10 protein-coding genes are annotated in these 17,761 nt (G+C 33.8%); 2 read left to right on the top strand and 8 right to left on the bottom strand.

What is annotated here, in order from left to right; all coding sequences use genetic code 11:
• The first annotated feature begins 51 nt into the window (after positions 1 to 51).
• Both ACTQ9T_RS07220 and ACTQ9T_RS07215 read left to right on the top strand, forming a co-directional pair.
• Positions 52 to 405, top strand: a complete 354-nt coding sequence (locus tag ACTQ9T_RS07220) for an IS630 transposase-related protein (protein ID WP_440464615.1) — start codon at positions 52 to 54, stop codon at positions 403 to 405.
• A complete protein-coding gene (locus tag ACTQ9T_RS07215; RefSeq protein WP_440464614.1) occupies positions 356 to 898 on the top strand; it encodes an IS630 family transposase in 543 nt (180 codons plus the stop codon). The genes ACTQ9T_RS07220 and ACTQ9T_RS07215 overlap by 50 nt, the downstream gene beginning before the upstream one ends.
• A gap of 89 nt (positions 899 to 987) precedes the next feature.
• On the opposite strand, the gene ACTQ9T_RS07210 is transcribed toward ACTQ9T_RS07215, so the two are convergent.
• The 8 genes from ACTQ9T_RS07210 to wecB all read right to left on the bottom strand — a co-directional run bounded on the left by ACTQ9T_RS07210 (position 988) and on the right by wecB (position 17,654).
• Entirely contained in the window at positions 988 to 2,781 is a 1,794-nt protein-coding gene (locus ACTQ9T_RS07210; protein WP_440464613.1) for a hypothetical protein, read from the bottom strand.
• Positions 2,782 to 2,841: 60 nt separating this feature from the next.
• Entirely contained in the window at positions 2,842 to 6,780 is a 3,939-nt protein-coding gene (locus ACTQ9T_RS07205) for a hypothetical protein (protein WP_440464612.1), read from the bottom strand.
• A gap of 130 nt (positions 6,781 to 6,910) precedes the next feature.
• Entirely contained in the window at positions 6,911 to 7,642 is a 732-nt protein-coding gene (locus tag ACTQ9T_RS07200) for a DUF6270 domain-containing protein (RefSeq protein WP_440464611.1), read from the bottom strand.
• A gap of 141 nt (positions 7,643 to 7,783) precedes the next feature.
• Positions 7,784 to 9,289, bottom strand: coding sequence for a hypothetical protein (locus ACTQ9T_RS07195; protein ID WP_440464610.1), 1,506 nt, complete (start codon positions 9,287 to 9,289; stop codon positions 7,784 to 7,786).
• Between the two features lie 33 nt (positions 9,290 to 9,322).
• Complete coding sequence (locus ACTQ9T_RS07190; RefSeq protein WP_440464609.1) at positions 9,323 to 11,299, bottom strand: heparinase II/III family protein; 1,977 nt, start codon at positions 11,297 to 11,299, stop codon at positions 9,323 to 9,325.
• A 136-nt stretch (positions 11,300 to 11,435) separates the two neighbouring features.
• Positions 11,436 to 15,137 carry a glycosyltransferase family protein gene (locus tag ACTQ9T_RS07185; protein WP_440464608.1) on the bottom strand — a complete coding sequence of 1,234 codons (3,702 nt, stop codon included), beginning with the start codon at positions 15,135 to 15,137 and terminating at the stop codon, positions 11,436 to 11,438.
• Between the two features lie 103 nt (positions 15,138 to 15,240).
• On the bottom strand, positions 15,241 to 16,482 hold the full coding sequence (wecC, locus tag ACTQ9T_RS07180; protein WP_440464607.1) for a UDP-N-acetyl-D-mannosamine dehydrogenase: 1,242 nt from the start codon (positions 16,480 to 16,482) through the stop codon (positions 15,241 to 15,243).
• Between the two features lie 26 nt (positions 16,483 to 16,508).
• A complete protein-coding gene (gene wecB / locus ACTQ9T_RS07175; protein WP_440464606.1) occupies positions 16,509 to 17,654 on the bottom strand; it encodes a non-hydrolyzing UDP-N-acetylglucosamine 2-epimerase in 1,146 nt (381 codons plus the stop codon).
• Positions 17,655 to 17,761 lie beyond the last annotated feature (107 nt).

Here is a 17,761-nt window from a genome sequence, read left to right as displayed (position 1 = left end):
TTATAAATAAGATACAATGCTTTTAAAATAAGCAAAGTGGCAGAAGAATCCATGACCTACTCAGCAGATTTCCGAGCGCAAGTGATTAAGAGCGTTAAAAACCAAGATATGACTATCCGTCAAGCTTGTATTTTCTATAACGTGAGCAAAACTGCATTACAACGCTGGCTGAAAAACCCAACTATCAAGCAATCTCGGAATAAGCCACCCAGTAAAATACTGAATGAAGCGCTATTAAAAGACGTTGAACAGTATCCAGACGATTATATGTACGAGCGAGCTCAACGTTTAGGCTGTAGCAAATCGGGTATTGAGATTGCCTTAAAGCGTTTGAGTATCAGTCAAAAAAAAGACCTTGGAGCATCCAAAAGCCTGTCCGATAAAAAGAGCGGCGTATCAGAGTAAGCTTAATAGGCTTACACAACAAGGCTATCCCATTGTTTATATGGATGAGAGTGGCTTTGAGGCAGAAACCATTCGTCCTTACGGCTATGCACCGATAGGTAAACCTTGTATTGATAGCTACAATTGGCAAGCTAAAAAACGTACCAATGTCATCGGTGCGCTTTATGAAAAAATGCTATTTGCGCTTGATTACTTTGAACAGAATATCAACAGCCATATATTTTATGACTGGTGCAAGTTCACTCTAATTCCAAGTCTTAAAACTAAATGCGTGATTGTCATGGATAACGCTCGGTTTCATAAAAGCAGACGTATCCAAAAATTACTGAACAGGCATGGTCATCGTATCCTTTGGCTACCACCCTATAGCCCTGATCTTAATCCCATTGAAAAGAAATGGGCACAAGCTAAGTTTCTACGCCAAGGATGGATGGAGAATAATTTGCCTAAACTGTTTCATGATATGGGCTGTATCTCTTTTATTCTGGATTGACTATAAATACTTCAATCATTTATTAGTCCTAATATAAGTTGTTAAAAAATCCATAAAAATATTCATTTTATTTCTTATATAATTATTAGTTATTTTAACCAATTCTCTGATAACCAAACATCTGCTATAAAGAGTCGCCATATTGCAGATTTGAAATTTCTTAAATGCATATTAGAAGGTGGTTGTATAGTACCCAATGCAGACTTAGAAACAGCTTCAATAAAATCACAACTTAAAATTTCCTTGTAATCCTTTAAGCGAATGGAGTTTTGAATTTGCTTTGCCAATTCAAATATGGTCTTGTCACTCATTGCAGAAATATATTCCCTGGTAACATATTTTGGAGGGATTTCTAAGTTCTTAGACAAGTCCTCTATCGTTGCGTCATTCAGTTTATCACCTATAGAGGCACTTGTACCAGCGGGCCATCTAGAATTAGCTAAAGGTAAATGCGTTATATAATTGTCCATACTATCCATTACAGAATATAGAGCACTTTGAGAAACCTTTTCAAACATTGTCAACGCATCCGAAACTGCGGTGACTTCCGCATCACTTATAGGATAAAGAACGTCAGCATCTCTTGAAAGTAATGCTACATTACTCTGTAGCCATCTACCTGAACGGAAAGTTCTAGAAAATAAATAAAGTTTTTCTAAGTTGCTAGACGCACTTGTTTGATTCATCCAATCAAGTATGTAATTTTGAAAATAATCATAATGCGTTTTTTCAAAAATAGGATAAATAATACTGGTAAGTTTTTCTTTTAATACCTTCTCATCGTTTTTCATGCTATTAGCATAGCCACCTTTAAATAATGGCCATTGGCCCATCATAATTGACTCGTTATCCGTTCGTGGCTCAGAGCCTACATAGATGGCCGTATGGGGTTCAGAGGGCAGTATACCGTCTGAAAGCATTAAAAGATTCTCTACCTTTTCCTTAATTGAATTTCCTGAAATGAGTTTGGGAGAAGTTATTTCTAAAGGAATATTGACATAATTACAAATAATTGCAGAAAGATCAGTTTCCTCTTCTTCCATCTTGCCAAAGTTAACTGCAAAAAACTTACTTTTATAAGGTTGAGCTAATAGAGCGCATAACCTAGAATCTTTACCACCGCTCATTCGCAACTGAATTTTCCTCCCTCTCATATTGCTAATAGATCGCTTCATGGCATTTTCTAGTGCAAGTTTAAGATGTTGTCGGGCTTCTTCCTGAGTATGCTCAACGGGCAGGGTGGACTCAATGAATAGTGGTGCATCCTTGAAGCTAATGTGACCGCGAATAACGTTTAACATCTTATTAGGGTGTAGTATCTTAACGCCTTTATACGTGGTATTACCAGTGATTGAATAACCAAATGCTAAGTACTCTGCAAGAAAATCAGTGTTAAAGATGACATCTTTAATTACTCCTTTACTCATGGCTAAGGCTATAGGTAGAGGTCTGTTACTCACGTAAATATAGTTATCGTCCTCGGCATAATGGATGGACTCGATAGCAGGCACAGTATTCCAAGCTTGAAACTGACTCAAATATAACTCAGCACGGGTAACTGTATAATGTCCCCATATGGGCTTTAAATACTGTAACTCGCCACCCCGTCTAGTAGTTTGCTCAGCTATATTTTTTGAGACATTGGTACTTGAAGAAATCGCCCATACTCCATTACTGTTTTTATGAAAAAAAGAAGCTGGATCAATTCTATCCCATACTATTAAGCTACCTGATTTATAAGGATTATCAGGCATATAAAGATGATACTTATAATCAATATCGCTAAATAATTCACTATAACCTACTGCAACTTTCTTTAACAAACTTTCTAAGTGAGAGTTGTTTGATTCGATTTTTGGTAACACTACTAAATATATAGACATTTTACACGCTCTTATAAAGACATCATTTTATAGTTTTAATCAATTTCTTAATGAAATATTTTACTGAACAATCATTTTGTTTAAGCCACTAAGCACTTTTTGATAGCCAAATTGATCAACTAAATACGCTCTATTTTTCTGTGCCAAATCGTCAATATTGTTATAGCTTATATATCCTTCAATGAGAGTTCTGGCTTCGTCCACATCTTTAACCACCCAGTTTTTAGGATAAATAACTGTTGACTCCTTCCAGTTCCATACTACAGGCAAACATCCAGACAATACGCCGTCAGCTACAGCATAATGGAAGGACTCATTCTCTGAAGGCGATAAAATAATATCTATTTCCTCATACCAATCGCGAACATTTGCTCCCCAACCCTCAAAATTGACATACTCTGCTAGTCCGAGACTATTAATCATTTTGTAAGTATCATAATAATAGTCTAGTTCCTTTACTCTAGAAGGAGCATGCATAAACTCAAGCTCTTCAGGTCTGTGTCCTTTCACGCTTAACGTTGCATTAACTCCGGACTTACGTAGTGAATCTAAAAGTAATACAGCTCGATCCAATCGTTTTGTCTGTGGAACAAATCCAAGCAGACCTAACGTCACAGTATTCTTACTTCTATTTCTTTTGGCAAAATAGAACTCATCGTCCATTACAAAATTGGGGATGAATTGAGTTTTACTTTCTTGATAACCGAACAGCTCAATAGCTTGCTCACATATATTTTGAGAAACAAAAATAATCTTTTCTATGTTGTCCATATCAATTTGTTTACCAAATTTCTGAGCCCTTTCTCTTACTTCTTGCGCATGCATTCGAACATATATTGGTTTATTATCAGGATTATTGTTGGAGTACCAAACAGCATTGGCTAAGCCCCATTCACAGAAAATAGTATCAGCCCAATTATAACCATCTATCAGTTGTTTCGAGTTTTTATGACCGCCCCATTCCCAGACCTCTCTCTTAACTGGTACGCCTTTAGATTTTAGGTAAGAAATATAAGCATCTATGAATTTGAAATCGTGACCTGCAAAAAGCACCTTGTTTTTAGATAATGCCTTTGATAAAAAATGGCTATGGAAATTCTCGCTAATTTTCTTTAGAGAATGTCTCTGCCAAATATTTTCAGAAAACTTACTATCGAGCTGCAATTCCCTTTTACTCAAAATATCTTTGAAATCATGGTAGTTTTTAATGAAGAAAGGATAATCTCTTCCTAACGATTCGATATTAATAACGCTTGGATAACACAAGCATCGACCCCCAATCGCAACCGATTCAACAAGTTTTGTCGATAATTCCAAAGTAGCATTTTCAAAATCAGCAGGTCTAAAGCACCATATAAAGTCCATTTTAGAAAGCATTTCAAGGCTTTGCTCTCTATTAAAATTATCGTAATACTTGACATTAAGCTTTTTAAACCAGTTTTGAATTTTCTGACGAAACTCTTTCAAATTGGTAGGTGATGATATCTTATTGGCAGCCATATAAAGCTCTACATCAAAACCATCGCTTTTTAATTTTTCAACAAAACTAAATAATTCAAATATACCCCAGCCAGGGGTTATTTTACCTGCATAGCCAATCTTTATAACATTGTCATCTGCCCCAGAATTAGTATTTATTTCTAGTCTATCAGTTATATTGTTTGTTCCCTCAAAAAACTTATCATTAATTGGCGGCGGCATATCAATATACTTAGGACTGTTACTCACTATTTCATCAATTTTATTTTTAATCAATTGAGTTTGTACAAGCATATAAACAGACCTAAGACTAATCAGTTTTAGCTTTTCGACCTTTTCTTCATTCATTATCAGCTTATTATCATCAACTGTATAGAAATCTGTAATGTAACTGGCTAGTCGATTATAAAATTGTCTAGTTTCTGATAGCCTATATGCTACTTCACAACCTCTTACTACCACTAATTTCAAATTAGGGGAAGCATCGTCGATTTTTCTGAGTAGCTCAACACCTTTTTCAATATCGAACACACCATCAAACCCAACTTTTTCCGGTGTTATTAGTTGTACATTTCGGATGTTTTCAATATTGGATACAATTTGATTATGTCTTAAGTTTTCCTTTATTATTATTGCCGTTTTGCCCTTAGCAGCCAATATACTTGCCATTGATGAATACCATACAGAAGATCCATCAACGACGTTAGCATTTATATCAGCATATAAGAGAAACTCTAGATGCTCAGTATTGATTTTATCTAGTGTAATTCTATTCCATTCACTATTTAGCTTTGAAATAACTTTTCCAGACTTAGTTATATTTTTATTATTTTTTTCTATAACAAACTTATCAATTTTAAATTCTGGTAAAGTGCAGTAAAAATACAACTCGCATTTTTTTATTGAAATATCAATATCTAAATAAAAATCCTGATAAAAAACACCATCTTTCTCTAATCCTGAACCCATATAACAAAATGGTTGTTTATTAAAATCTGATATATATAAGTTTTTTTTATTTTTATCTGACAGTCCTTTAAAAAAAAGAATTAAGGACTTTCTGTTCTCGAATACTTTTTTATTTTCATGAGTAACTAACATTCTATATTTGCCATCTGCGAAACTTCCTAAAGAAAAAACTTTGCTAGTATTTTTATAAAAACCTAAGTTTAAATGCTCTTCTTTAGATTGTGTACTTATGTTCTCAAATCTTTTACGTATCTCAAGCTCTGTTTCAGCACGAATTGTAAGATCACTTAATATCACCTGCTCACTCTCTGAACATAAAAATCTATTAAACCCAAAGTGAATAGTCGTTACCCCTTCAGGTACGACGAATGTATATAGCTCTTCTACTACACCTTGTGTAGGAGCAAGATATTTAAAGTGTGCATCAAAAGCTTCAGACCATGCCATTTTACTAAAAGATACGTTAACTTCATTAGCAGCTTTATCATACGCTCGAATCAGTAAGACAGCTTTGCGAGTATTAGCAGGGTCAATGTTTAGATACTCTACTATCGCTTTAAGATTGATTCTTTGACCTGACTTCACAATCGTTGGATACCAGACGGGCACTTCTAATGGCAGTGAAATATTTTCTATAAGCTGGGTGTTTGGTGTTTCTAGCTTTTTAGTTGATTCAATTATTTCCGTCTCTACTTCAGGCAATATAGTAAGATCACTTAATATCACCTGCTCACTCTCTGAACATAAAAATCTATTAAACCCAAAGTGAATAATCGTTACCCCTTCAGGTACGACGAATGTATATAACTCTTCTACTACATCTTGTGTAGGAGCAAGATATTTAAAGTGTGCATCAAAAGCTTCAGATCTTGCCATTTTATTAAAAGATACGTCGACTTCATTACCAGCCTTATTATAGACTCTCATTAGCAAGACGGCTTTACGAGTATTGGCAGGGTCAATGTTTAGATACTCTACTATCCCTTTAAGATTGATTCTTTGACCTGGCCTCACAGCTGTTGGATACCAGACCGGCTCTTTTAATGGTAGTGGAAGCCTTTCTATAAGTTGGGTGGTTGGCGTTTCTAGTTTTTTAGTTGATTCAATTATTTCCGTCTCTACTTCAGGGAATATAGTAAGATCACTTAATATCACCTGCTCACTCTCTGAACATAAAAATCTATTAAACCCAAAGTGAATAGTCGTTACCCCTTCAGGTACGACGAATGTATATAGCTCTTCTACTACACCTTGTGTAGGAGCAAGATATTTAAAGTGTGCATCAAAAGCCTCAGATCTTGCCATTTTATTAAAAGACATATTCACTTCATTACCGGCTTTATCATACGCTCGAATCAGTAAGACGGCTTTACGAGTATGAGCAGGGTCAATGTTTAGATACTCTACTATCCCTTTAAGATTGATTCTTTGACCTGGCCTCACAGCTGTTGGATACCAGACGGGCACTTCTAATGGCAGTGAAAGACTTTCTATAAGCTGGATACTTGGTACTTTCAATTGCTTGCTCACTCTATCTTTACTCTTGCGCATAGTAAAATTACTCTATAATATATTTTTTGGATTTGTCTTTAATTTTTGGGTAGCATTGATATAGATAAAGACCTGCAAGTTTCATTCAGTTAATTCAAATTAATTCTAAGGTTTAGCTAAAAAAACAAAGCTAACCTCTGAATGTATTCACCATCCTTCTGTAATAATCATCGGTAAAATGAAAGGGGGATAGTCCCCACTTATGGTCTGAATCTGCTATTAGCAACTCTTTATCAATTTCAATAATGCTTGATGATGGCAGAATTTTTTCGACATGCTCATACATAGCAGCAAGTTTTGCATTATTTTTTTCAATATCCCACTTCTCATTTAATACAATACTATCTTGTGAATTAGTCGCAACATTTGTCCAGTAGACCTTATTAATCCTTACAGCTTCTAAACCTACTGTATTACTAACCGCATTAAATAGGTTATTCACTCCTTCTTTCCATAATTTGAAATACTGCTCTGAAAAGGTATTTATAACTCTATCAGGCTTGATACCTGAACGTAGAAACTCTACTGAACGAGTCACTAGCTTACCGTCTATTTCAGCCAAGTGCAGTCTATCAACAAGAAAATCGATTAGTAAAAAATCATAGTCATTTACAGCTGTAGACTTTATGACTTCATTATCGAAATCGGACTCAACCATACGACGTTGAAACTTTGATTCTATATTAGACAAAGAGTCATAATACTTCTTTGGAATTTTCTTTGCTACATTATCAGATCCAATGGTCGCTAGAGAAGATCTTGCATGATAGTGAACTAGCTGAAGCGTATCAGAATCATCAAAATTAAAAATATCTCGAGAAACGCAACCGCCATAAACTTTGAAATTTATTTTATTTGACAAATAGAACCTCTCTTGTTGTTTAAAAGTTAAGCCTAATATGCAATATCTTAAGAAATCAATGAGTGAACAAACCTAAGAAAGATCCAATCTATGGAAATTACGACTCAAGCACCTCTTTTTTCTTTAATAAATTAATAGCATTCAATTATATCTCAGATTCGATAAAGCCTGTCTAGCTTCAACTCGTTTCTTCGCTCTATTAGTTATCTGTCTAACTGTCTTTTCCAATTGAAGTTTATTTATTTCAAAATCAGAATCACTTTTTATCAATCCCATATTATAAAAATATAAACACTGACCTAAAGCAGTTTGATCCAACATCCAGCCATCCCTACCAGTCTGGAAGCAAAATTTAATATACTTTATCAATACATTAAAAAAATTTGCGTTCCCAGTATGTTTACCAAAGACATTAAAACCTGCTGTGACTCTTAACCAAGGTAAATCATTATCTTTGATGTTTAACGCAAATTCATTATCATTTACGCTGGTAACCACAGATATAAGCCCTATGTTCAGGAAGTCTAAATCTGCATCCGCTACAATAGTAGGTAAATTATATCTATTAAGTATCTCTGGAAGAATTAAGTAACGAGAAACACTATAATAAGTTCTAAAATTACCTATGGACTCATCGATAAGTTCATAGCTTACAAATATATTTTCATGCTGTTCGGATATCTTACTTAAGTTTAACTCTTCAATACTACCAGGTAAAATTAAATGCAAGTGAACAGTTAAATTTTTATCAAAAGTATGTAAAATGTTTTTTAGGTAAGCTGAAAAATATCCAAAATCACATGATACTAATATACAGCCTTGAGAGTTTGTAGGTAGAGACTTGTTTATGTAAGTTATTTGAGTCTCATTAAAGTCGTTATCTAGAAATTTACTAGTATCTGACAAATACGATAAAGCCCCAGTTTGGTGAAAATCTAATTCACTCTTATAGGATAATAAAACACTAAAGGCACTATAAGCTATGTCTCCACGTCCTAGTTTGTGCTGCATAAGTCCAAACCAGAACAGTACATCTTTTCTAGCCTGATTAAATTTATTTATGATAAGTTGACTAAATAAATTACGCTCATGTAAAAGTAAGAAATCTTTATTTCCTATATAAAAAATACAGTTAAATAAAAACTTAGCAGTTTCATATGTGCAATTTTCTGTAGAAATAATTTTTAGAGCAGCTTCTGATAAACAAAAGAAAAAATTATATTTTTCACTATTCCATTTATGTTTCTCTACTACAATAACTTTGAAATCAATTTCATTTAAACCCGTCTTTACTAAAGACTGTATTATTTTTTCAGTAGAGTTACATTCATATAATTTAGGCAAGAAATACTTTAAAACTTTTAATTCGATTGGTGAAGTCAGAAAGGACTCAAAATATTTAGTATCGCCTCTATTCTTGACAAAGAACTTTACTTGATACCTACCACTCTCTAGAAATACATTATGACTATTTAATTTGTTTCTGTAACTTACTTTATGTATTACAACTCTAGGACTATCTTTTGCACATTTATATATATATGCAGCAATAGTAATATCATTATTTTTTAAAGTATAATAAGATATTTCTAAAGAGTTTCCTTTAGGAAAAATACCATACTCAAATAATTTTTTAAAATTCTGCATAAATCAATCTCTAATAAATTTTCATTTTTTACATCAAGAAAAAACCATTAACATCCTTACATCAATATTAGTTATTTCTTTAAAAATAAATCTAATTACTTGACTATCAGTATAATTATTCGCTGTAAGAGAAATAATACTATTTATTTGTTTCTTATTTACACCTTTTCTAACTTCAATTTTATCTGGTTTTGCATTTAAAGATAATGATAAAATCTTGTTTTGATTTTTTGAAGATATAAGGATTTGCTCATCTATTATCCTTATTTCCTTATCCATAGGTACATGTAGTAAAAAAGTAACGTTCCTTTCCACATTATCTAAGCAATTAATACTATCTTCAACTTTTATATTAAGATTATTATATTCGATTTTTCTACTATGTTTTACATTTTGTAATACTGTGTTCTCAGCTAAGACATATGGATTACTATCGTTTTCACTATAGTCAATTATTGACCAGCTTTTAATTCTATGACTAAAATCTTCATGGCTATAACTTGTATTAGAAACTAATGGTATGTTGTGAGCTTGCCTTCTACGTACATAATATCTTATAGGGTCTTTGTTTACATAATTATATAACCCAGAATCAATTATCCAATCTTCACCAAAAGCAAATAGAACAAAATTATTCTCATCCTGTTGATGATGGTATCGACTCAAACACCCTGCTTTAAATATCAACTGCATACTGTCTTCAAAGTCTTCCTCATTCCCCCAAGTATTCCTGAATATTGCGTAACCGGACTCTGGATAAACGATATTATTTTTATCTGGTATTTTACCTTTTCTGCCTTGGGTCAAAGAATATAAGAAACACTCATACTCCGCCGTTCCCGAAAAAAAATTTTTATATGCATCGCTAGTGGGTTTTAACTCTGTATCACCTATTATTGGTAACTTGTTATCTGGTCGTAATATATAAGTAATATACTTTAACGCTTTTGGAGCTATCTCTTTGAAGTTAGAGTTTAACTCTAGTAATTTAGTACTTGAAAAGCTTTCAATTATCGATAAAAATATTTTGAATACAAATTGATGATATCCAGGACTATTTTCTTTATGTACGCCTTCGCTAGTGAATGAGAAATTCAACTCATCATTTAGACGTAGAATAGAGAGATCTACCCATTTTTTATTATCTAAAGTGACACCTAAAAGCATGAGAACTCGGACTTGCTCTAGTCCATGGTTGGTATGTTTGGAATAAAAATTTTCTTGCTCTAATTTTGCTCCTAGCACATCTAAGGCCTCAAACAATAAAAGTATAAATTCAAGATGAGAGTTCATCCAAGAATTGTTATATTTTTTTAGATAAGACAACAATAACAATATCTGCTTTGCTCTTAAAGCAGTAGCGTGGTCATGCCATATAAACTCAAAATCTGTTTTTTCATCATACAGATAATTTTTTATCCAACTAGAGATTAATTCTTTTAATTTGCATAGTACTTCTTCATTATTAGTTTTATGATAAAATGCTAAAAGATGCTTACTGAAATCAAACCAATGTAGTGCCCATTGCCAAGACCTATTATTAAATGGGTCTGCTTCCCAATTGTCCCATTTAACTGCTGGAAAAGTAGTTAACTTTAACTTATTATCTTCAAATAACATTCTACCTTTTTCAATATTACCTGTATTTGTAATATATCTCTCTATATCTTTTCCTAATAAAGAGCCATTCGATTCGTTGTTTAAAAAATACTTATATTTATAAAATATATCTAACGATTTTGAAATATAGAAAAACTCAGACGAGCGTACGTTTTTCTTTTTATCCCAAATAAAGAACCTAATATTTAGCTTAGATAATTCTTCTAAGTTAACTGAGTGGAAAAAATCTAGAGCATGTTGATAATGATATTTAACTACTTCTCCATTTTTGAAATAAAAGTAGCAAGCATAAACACAATCTTTTATCTTCTTATTTAGAGAAACTTGTATCTTAGCTTCTGAATCATCAATATAAACAGATAACTTTTCAGAAAGAAATATTTTAATCATATGAAAAGTCTCAGAGGTAGATTTACCAATAATTACTGAAAATACAAATAAATTTCGTATATCCTTGGCTTATATGAAGCATTAAATACTGTATGCAACATACTTATATTTCAATTAAAATACAATAACAGTTACTTCATAGCTCAATCTCTTTAGCTATAGTATTCTCAAAACTACATTGTGTACTAGCACGTTCTGCTGCACCTTCTGACTTGTTTAAAAATAAAGAAGAGTCCCGTACAATATCTTTGATTTTTTCTACCATATCCTGCACATCCTCAGCTTCAAATAATGCACCTTCTTCGTCAGAAATAAACTCTGGCACTGCTGCTACTTTATTAGTTACTACTACCAACCCTGAAGACATTGCTTCATCTCTAGATACACCTTGAGAGTCCCATCTAGTAGGATTTAAAAAAACGCCATGTTCTTTATGAGCTGCTGCAATCTCATGATGACTCAAAAACCGCTTATGCAAATGAATGTTTTCAAATTGCAGTAGAGGCTCATTAATCGAATCAAACTCAAACCCATCACCATAAATATTGATTTCTAAATCTTTAAAGAACTCATATTTGGATAACTCTAATAAGGCATCAGTTGTCATATCATTACCATACTTAAGACCTGAATAGGGTCTAATAGACAGTAATTTAAGTCTATCCTCAGGCTTTTTTTCAGTGTATCCGAATATAGTTTCGTCTACATAATTATGTATTACCATCTTGTTTGAGCTTGGTATGGTAAGTTCTAGATCCTCTTCTACCTCTTGAAGAAAGGTATTAGACACAAAAACTAAAGTGATATTGCTGTTTAACTCCTCAGTAATGAGTTTCTTCCAAAATCTTAAACGGTAATCAGCAAGCTTCTTTTTTCTTTCTATGTCAGAGTTACTCAAGCCTACAAGGTCAAAGTCACGACGCTGCCAGCTTTGTGCTTCAGCTCCATGTAACCATATGGTTATTTTCAACGTTTCTCGATAATCCTTGATTATGCTCCACATCTTTTCATCCATAAGATGAATAAATATATTCTTTACTTGACCTGATTCGAGAATATTTTTTAGGTTACCACTACTCCCACTGAAGACATCAATGGATTCAAATTCTCTAAAACCTACATCAGATTTACTATCGGTAATCCTAAAAACATCTACCAGATGGTTATGGTTTTTATACGCTCTTACTCTACTATGTAGGAAGCCATACTTATATAAGTCATCATAAGAAGGGTATTGCTTTGCCAATACTAAAGTATTAGTTTTAGCAACGAGATCATTCACTATCTCTCGCTTCTCACCAATATTTATCGACTCTATGAATGACTGACCACTACCTGTAACCTTGAACCCAACTTGAACATACTTACAATCTTGAGGTATAGGCATGGTGTGATTATGAGAAACTGCCGCAATATGATGCGATATTTTGTTTTTGTTTTCATCTAAAAACACAAATACAGAACGTAGATCCATGTTGGCATCTGCATCAACTATGAACTGACTGTTTAGACTTAAATTGATATCATCTCTATTGTATATAGACTTAAAATAAATATAGGCAAACTTCTCTTCAGGGAGTGAGGATTTTATCTCTACATTTAAATTATTTCTCTTTATTTGTACTTGCTTACTTTGAGGCCTGATGAGTTGAGCATCTATATCCTCAACTGAAAAAACAAAAGCGCCCGAGTCTTCGTATGCATTTAAATCATCAATCTCATTAACATTACTATCTATCGACTCTGCTACCTTCAAAAGCCTCCCTTCAAAGTCTACTCCTTCATCGATAGTCAGCTTACCGTGTGAATTTAAAGTATCCTCTTTACTAAGACTTGCCCCATTTGACACATAATTAAAGCCATCAATAGCAAAAGATTTTGCTTCAATTTCTAAGCTAGAAATATCCTCGATTTGTTCGTTCTCCAAGACCTCTCTTTTGAATAAATCGATAGGTATTAGGCTTCTACTGGCTTTGAACCTATCTACTGATTGATATTCTTTGTTTTGTACAAATACCGCTTTACCACTAATATTTTCAAAATAACTATCTTTAGTTATAGTGAGAGGACTATCGTTCTGCCCAAGGTAGACTTTACTTAACATTAAGTCAGATAAATAATGAGTTCCATAACTATCATCAGGATTAAATACAGCTAAATAGGTGTCTTCTGGAGACTTATCTATAGCTTGATACATTTCTAACTTATTATCAAACAGAGTAATTCTGTCATCATTTATTTTTTCTAATTCTATTGCACTGAATATAAATAATTTTTTATCTGAGTAATCCTGTGCATTAAAGCTTTTGAGGACATATCTAAGATCATTATTATTTTTGACATGGGACACTACTACTACATCATTACTAAGAATATTCAAAGATGTTTCAAACGACTTTTCTAAGATATACTTTAGTCGATGTTGATAAGTATGATGATTTAAAACTTTTCTAAGACCTTGAAGCTTATATTTTTTCTGAGTCAAAAAATCCTCAGTGAACTTTTCTAATTGCCTAGAAAGCTCAGCCGCTTCATCTGAACAAATGACCAGATCACCAAACAGCAGTCTAACACCTCGTGAGTAGTTGCTTAATACAATCGTATTAGAAGCTAACATCTCAAATACTCGTCTAGCGAACATTGTCTGTGATTGCTTAATAGTATTCATATTGATGCCGTAGACATAGCCTTTATATGCTTTGTCTATTTCAGATGGCTGCAAAGTACCTATTATCATCGACTGATAGCGTTCAGGGAACTCATAGTGCGGATGAGGCTTATCAAAATTACGATCAAAAATATCCAAACCTTTATATTTATCTGCTACGTCAGATAAAACGCTAAAATCACGCTGTCTTATAGGATATTTAAGGTAATATGAGCCTGCAAAATTGAATCTATTTTGACGCTCATAAATTTCGATAGGATTGTGAATAGTGGGTTGAGCCGCAAAACATAGTAAGTAGACTCTATTGTGACCCAAGTGTTTTTTATACTTGCTTATACAGTCAATATCTGTAGTAAATACAATATCAACTAGCTCAGCTACACCTAAAAAAGTTCCGAAATGAACAGGATCTTCTTTACTCCAAAAAACAGTTCTAATATTAACTTCTTCACAAAACTTAATTAAATCAATCAACTCTATTGATTGATGACTGACCTTTGTCTTCCAAAGACCATCTTTACCCTGCCAAGCCGATTCGATAAACAGCATATCAGGTTTGAACTCTAAAATTTCTGATTTCCAGTTCTCTGGAGAGATATGAAAGACACTTGCTTCAGGTTCAAAGCAAAGCGATGTAAACTCATCCATAATAGCTGCAATTCTTAGGCTTTTATCAGAGAAAGCGCTTTGTAAAATAGCTTTATCTACATGCTCATTGTTTATATATTTGACTTTTATTGTTTCAGCTGGTTTTTCAATGCTACGTTTACTTACATTAGTCATTCTTACTAAATCATGTAACTCTTTCTGCTTCTGTTCATTCAACAATATAATAATTTTATGAAACAGCTTAGCGTTTTTTAGATCTTTATTTTTTCTACTAAGTGCGTCAACATAAATAGCATACAATTCTTTACTTAGCATCTTAATATTAGTTTTTCTATTTGCAATATCTATTAACGATTTTCCCAACTGATAGGAAATTGTATTTTTTTCAGCCGATTGATTAAGACGACTTTTCTCACTCTCTAACTCGAGTGACCGTATATAATACTTAAGTTCATCTATAGAACCGCCATACTGCTCTATGAGATTATTGAGCATTTCAAGCTCTGCTTGACTAAATTCATTAGTGTTTTTAGACAGCATTTTAAAAATAGTATTTTTCATAGAGCACCACGACAAATTAAGTAAAAGTTCAAAAGTAAGCAATATGAATAAGCTTGACTATGCATAAATAACCACTGCTATACTTATAGCCAAACCTAAAATCTTAAAGATTAGTCACAAAGCTAATGACATTTTTTTTAGAAATTTCTATTTTTGCAAAATCATCATGGGCAACCAAGATAGCAATGACATCGGCTATATCTATGGCTTCAGATAAGCTTACCAATTTTCCAGAATCTAATGTTTTAGGTAGTTTATCAATATTGGGCTCCACCAATAGAAGTTCTGCTGAATCAACATCCAACATCTCTCTCGCAATATGAACTGCAGGGCTCTCACGTAAATCATCAATATTCGGTTTAAAAGCTAAACCTAACAACGCTACTGTTGGCTTCTCAATACCTTGAGTTTTTAATTTATTTACTTCTGCATTGATCTTTTCGATAACCCAATCAGGTTTACTATCATTGATTTCACGAGCTGCGCGAATGATTTTAGCTTCGTTAGGGTTTTGATTGACGATGAACCATGGGTCGACAGCAATACAATGTCCACCAACCCCAGCCCCAGGCTGAAGGATGTTTACGCGTGGATGATGATTGGCAAGCTCAATCAGTTCCCAAACGTTGATACCTAATTTATCTGAAATAATAGACAACTCATTAGCAAAAGCAATACTCACATCACGAGAGGCATTTTCCGTCAATTTTGCCATTTCAGCGGTACGAGAGTTGGTTGCTAACAAGTCACCTTCTACAAAGATACGATATACTTCTTGCGCTTTATTAGTCGATTCTTTAGTCATACCACCAATAATGCGATCATTTGAAATCAGCTCTTCTACGACTTTGCCAGGTAACACGCGCTCTGGACAATAAGCAACAAAGATATCTGCTTCCACGTCAGGCTCATGGTATTTAGGAAAGGTTAAATCAGAACGCTCTTCAGCAAGCCACTCAACCATTTTTTCAGTAGCGCCTACTGGTGATGTGGATTCTAATATTACTATGTCACCCTTTTCTAACAAAGGTGCTAATGCTTTACTGACAGCCTGAATATAAGAAAGATCAGGCTCATGGTCATCACCTTTAAAAGGTGTAGGAACTGCAATGAGATAAGCGTCTGAATGTACGGGAGTGAGACTAGCCTTGAGCTTACCGTTATCCACTGCTTGCTTCACGATAGCTTCTAAACCTGGCTCGACAATGTGGATTTTGCCTTGATTGATAGTATCAACTGCATGCTGATTAACATCAACACCAATAACATTGGCACCATGATGAGCAAACATAGCTGCCGTTGGTAAACCAATATATCCTAGACCAAACACACAAATATTTTTCATTTTTCTCTCACCTAACTTATATTTATTTATTTTGAAGAATCTGCTTCATTAAAAAAGCTAACAATAGTTTTAGTAATACGTTCTGACGCTTGACCATCACCATATGGATTATGAGCTTCACTCATTTTTGAATAAATGGCCTCATTTTCAATGAGATTGCTAACTTCAGCCACAATAGTAGCGTGATGAGTACCAACTAGCTTAACTGTACCTGCTTCAACTGCTTCCTGACGTTCGGTCGTTTCACGCATTACTAATACTGGGATACCAAGCGAAGGTGCTTCTTCTTGAATACCTCCGGAGTCTGTTAAGATAATATGACTGGTGCTCATCAAATAAACGAATGGCAGGTAATCCTGTGGTTGAATCAGCTTAACGTTATCAAGACCATGTAGTAAACGTTCAACTGGCTCTTTTACATTGGGATTCAAATGTACAGGATAAACAAATTCATAATCTGGATATTTTTGAGCAAGCTCTTGAATTGCTTGGCAGATCGACTCAAATCCATCACCAAAGTTTTCGCGGCGATGTCCAGTAATCAATACTCGACGTTTTGTGAAATCTAATTCAGAAAATTGCTGTTGTAGATCATTACGTAATTGATTGCTGGTTTCTAGCTTCTGCTTCACATCTAATAAGGCATCCACTACAGTATTGCCAGTAACGTAAATAAACTCGGGATTATTGTGCTCGTCGTATAAGTGCTGAGCAGCTGTTTTAGTCGGTGCAAAGTGCAGTTTAGTAATGATACTGGTTAGCTGTCTATTGGCCTCTTCTGGCCATGGAGAATAAATATTGTAAGTACGTAATCCAGACTCTACATGACCAATAGGAATCTGCTGATAAAAAGCAGCTTGAGCGCCACATAATGTTGTTGAGGTATCACCGTGAACGAGTACTAAGTCAGGCTGGCATTCTTCAAGAATAGGTTCGAGAGCAAGTAACATTCTTGAACTGGCTTGAGTTAAGCTTTGGCCCGACTTCATAATATCTAAGTCATAATCAGGTGTAATCTCAAATAACGACAACACTTGATCGAGCATTTCACGGTGTTGAGCTGTTACGCAAACTAATGACTTGATATGAGGGTTAGCTTCTAAAGCTTTAACCACTGGTGCCATTTTAATGGCTTCAGGACGTGTGCCAAATATACTTAGTACTTTTATCATAGATGTATTCTTTTTTAACAAGGATATAGAATATTGTAACGATCTTCTGTTACAAAAAAAGACACCCCATTGTAGGGGTGCCTTCTTAATATTTCAATATAGTTTTA

Origin of the sequence: Psychrobacter sp. ASPA161_6, assembly GCF_051970285.1 — a bacterium.
GTDB lineage: Bacteria > Pseudomonadota > Gammaproteobacteria > Pseudomonadales > Moraxellaceae > Psychrobacter > Psychrobacter glaciei.
The sequence above is the reverse complement of the archived record's forward strand: the minus strand, read 5'-3'. Positions and strand labels throughout refer to the sequence as shown.

Bases quoted from the DNA above. Each gene is read 5' to 3' on its own strand.
- wecC (WP_440464607.1), bottom strand. From the start codon at position 16,482: ATGAAAAATATTTGTGTGTTTGGTCTAGGATATATTGGTTTACCAACG.
- ACTQ9T_RS07220 (WP_440464615.1), top strand. From the start codon at position 52: ATGACCTACTCAGCAGATTTCCGAGCGCAAGTGATTAAGAGCGTTAAA.
- ACTQ9T_RS07205 (WP_440464612.1), bottom strand. From the start codon at position 6,780: ATGCGCAAGAGTAAAGATAGAGTGAGCAAGCAATTGAAAGTACCAAGT.
- ACTQ9T_RS07210 (WP_440464613.1), bottom strand. From the start codon at position 2,781: ATGTCTATATATTTAGTAGTGTTACCAAAAATCGAATCAAACAACTCT.
- ACTQ9T_RS07185 (WP_440464608.1), bottom strand. From the start codon at position 15,137: ATGAAAAATACTATTTTTAAAATGCTGTCTAAAAACACTAATGAATTT.
- ACTQ9T_RS07190 (WP_440464609.1), bottom strand. From the start codon at position 11,299: ATGATTAAAATATTTCTTTCTGAAAAGTTATCTGTTTATATTGATGAT.
- ACTQ9T_RS07195 (WP_440464610.1), bottom strand. From the start codon at position 9,289: ATGCAGAATTTTAAAAAATTATTTGAGTATGGTATTTTTCCTAAAGGA.
- wecB (WP_440464606.1), bottom strand. From the start codon at position 17,654: ATGATAAAAGTACTAAGTATATTTGGCACACGTCCTGAAGCCATTAAA.